The 1,923-nt window shown below is 46.4% G+C and carries 15 tRNA genes and 2 rRNA genes; all 17 read right to left on the bottom strand.

What is annotated here, in order from left to right:
- A tRNA-Ser gene (locus J2Z71_RS08865) sits at window positions 1-89 on the bottom strand.
- A 26-nt stretch (window positions 90-115) separates the two neighbouring features.
- Window positions 116-191 (bottom strand) — tRNA-Lys (locus J2Z71_RS08860).
- Between the two features lie 8 nt (window positions 192-199).
- Window positions 200-275 (bottom strand) — tRNA-Gln (locus tag J2Z71_RS08855).
- Between the two features lie 6 nt (window positions 276-281).
- Window positions 282-358 (bottom strand) — tRNA-Arg (locus tag J2Z71_RS08850).
- A gap of 33 nt (window positions 359-391) precedes the next feature.
- Window positions 392-468: transfer RNA gene (locus tag J2Z71_RS08845), tRNA-Arg, on the bottom strand.
- 17 nt (window positions 469-485) lie between these two features.
- Window positions 486-559, bottom strand: a tRNA-Gly gene (locus J2Z71_RS08840).
- A 16-nt stretch (window positions 560-575) separates the two neighbouring features.
- Window positions 576-661 (bottom strand) — tRNA-Tyr (locus J2Z71_RS08835).
- A 7-nt stretch (window positions 662-668) separates the two neighbouring features.
- A tRNA-Thr gene (locus J2Z71_RS08830) sits at window positions 669-744 on the bottom strand.
- A gap of 35 nt (window positions 745-779) precedes the next feature.
- Window positions 780-856: transfer RNA gene (locus tag J2Z71_RS08825), tRNA-Asp, on the bottom strand.
- A gap of 5 nt (window positions 857-861) precedes the next feature.
- A tRNA-Val gene (locus J2Z71_RS08820) sits at window positions 862-937 on the bottom strand.
- Window positions 938-984: 47 nt separating this feature from the next.
- A tRNA-Glu gene (locus tag J2Z71_RS08815) sits at window positions 985-1,059 on the bottom strand.
- An 11-nt stretch (window positions 1,060-1,070) separates the two neighbouring features.
- Window positions 1,071-1,147: transfer RNA gene (locus tag J2Z71_RS08810), tRNA-Met, on the bottom strand.
- A 76-nt stretch (window positions 1,148-1,223) separates the two neighbouring features.
- Window positions 1,224-1,300, bottom strand: a tRNA-Met gene (locus J2Z71_RS08805).
- 27 nt (window positions 1,301-1,327) lie between these two features.
- A tRNA-Leu gene (locus tag J2Z71_RS08800) sits at window positions 1,328-1,416 on the bottom strand.
- Between the two features lie 11 nt (window positions 1,417-1,427).
- A tRNA-Asn gene (locus J2Z71_RS08795) sits at window positions 1,428-1,502 on the bottom strand.
- 39 nt (window positions 1,503-1,541) lie between these two features.
- Window positions 1,542-1,658, bottom strand: a 5S ribosomal RNA gene (gene rrf / locus J2Z71_RS08790).
- A gap of 80 nt (window positions 1,659-1,738) precedes the next feature.
- Window positions 1,739-1,923 (bottom strand): 23S ribosomal RNA (locus J2Z71_RS08785); the annotation flags it as partial.

Raw genomic sequence — 1,923 nt, 5'->3', positions numbered from 1 at the left:
TGGCGGAGAGGGTGGGATTCGAACCCACGTGGGCTTGCACCCTAACGGTTTTCAAGACCGCCCCGTTATGACCACTTCGGTACCTCTCCAATATTTAATTAAACAATGCTTAAAATGGTGACCCATGCGCGATTCGAACGCGCGACACCCTGATTAAAAGTCAGGTGCTCTACCGGCTGAGCTAATGGGTCATTTTAAATGGCTGGGGTGGCAGGACTCGAACCTACGCATGTCAGAGTCAAAGTCTGATGCCTTACCGACTTGGCTACACCCCAAAAATATGGTGCACCTAGGAGGATTCGAACCCCCGGCACACGGATTAGAAGTCCGTTGCTCTATCCAACTGAGCTATAGGTGCACGGTAAATTTAAAAACATTATTAATTTAATTGTGGTGCACCTAGGAGGATTCGAACCCCCGGCACACGGATTAGAAGTCCGTTGCTCTATCCAACTGAGCTATAGGTGCACAATATTTGTTTTTTATGGAGCGGGTGAAGGGAATCGGACCCTCGCAACCAGCTTGGAAGGCTGGGGCTCTACCACTGAGCTACACCCGCGAGTTTAAATTAAAACTGGTGGGGGAGAGTGGATTCGAACCACTGAAAGCTGAGCTAACGGATTTACAGTCCGTCCCCTTTGGCCAACTCGGGAACTCCCCCTTAAATCTGGAGCTGGTGAGAGGACTTGAACCCCCAACCTACTGATTACAAGTCAGTTGCTCTACCAATTGAGCCACACCAGCAAGATCTTTAAGTTAATGTTTTAAATATAAAATTTTGGCGACCTGGAAGGGACTCGAACCCTCGACCTCTAGCGTGACAGGCTAGCATTCTAACCAGCTGAACTACCAGGCCGCGTATGGTGGACACAATAGGGCTCGAACCTATGACCCCCTGCTTGTAAGGCAGATGCTCTCCCAACTGAGCTATGCGTCCATATATTAATTTTATATAATCTATTTAGTTTTCAATTATTTTAATCTTGGTGACCCTGCCGAGAATCGAACTCGGGATACCACCGTGAAAGGGTGGTGTCTTAACCGCTTGACCACAGGGCCTTTTGAAGTTTTGGTAGCGGCGAACAGACTTGAACTGCTGACACTGCGGGTATGAACCGCATGCTCTAGCCAACTGAGCTACGCCGCCTAATTTAGTTTTCTTAGTCATTTAAAAGACTAACTTAGTATAACATAATATAAATGCCGTGTCAACGGATTTTTTATGGTAGCGGGAAGTGGATTTGAACCACTGACCTTCGGGTTATGAGCCCGACGAGCTACCGAACTGCTCCATCCCGCGTCATTTATTTTTATAGCACCTTTAAATTGGTGCCGAGGACCGGAATCGAACCGGTACGGTGTTTAACCACCGCAGGATTTTAAGTCCTGTGCGTCTGCCAGTTCCGCCACCCCGGCATTTATTTTTATGGCTCTCAGGGTGGGACTCGAACCCACAACCTACCGGTTAACAGCCGGTTGCTCCACCATTGAGCTACCTAAGAATACTTCGCTGAGTTTACTCAGCTTTTATTGATTTTTCAAACTGGCGATTATCTACTCTCCCAGGCCGTTGCCAGCCAAGTACCATCGACGGTTAAGAGCTTAACTACTGTGTTCGGTATGGTTACAGGTGTGTCCTCTTTCCTATTGTCACCAGATTAAAACTACAAATATTTTCTTACATTCATTTCAGAAAACTATGCTACACACAACTTTGTTAGAGTATATCCTAGTTTTTTTGGTCAAGTCTTCGACTTATTAGTACTCTTTAGCTACATACATTACTGTACTTACACCTTGAGCCTATCAACCTCATTTTCTTCAAGGAGTCTTATCATATGGGGAAATCTCATCTCGAGGAGGGCTTCGTGCTTAGATGCTTTCAGCTCTTATCCCTTCCAAACTTAGCTACCCAGCCGTGCA

The sequence above is a fragment of the Peptoniphilus stercorisuis genome (genome assembly GCF_017874395.1).
Classification (GTDB): Bacteria; Bacillota; Clostridia; order Tissierellales; family Peptoniphilaceae; genus Anaerosphaera; species Anaerosphaera stercorisuis.
Note: the sequence above shows the minus strand (reverse complement) of the source record. Positions and strands in the feature narration are given on the sequence as shown.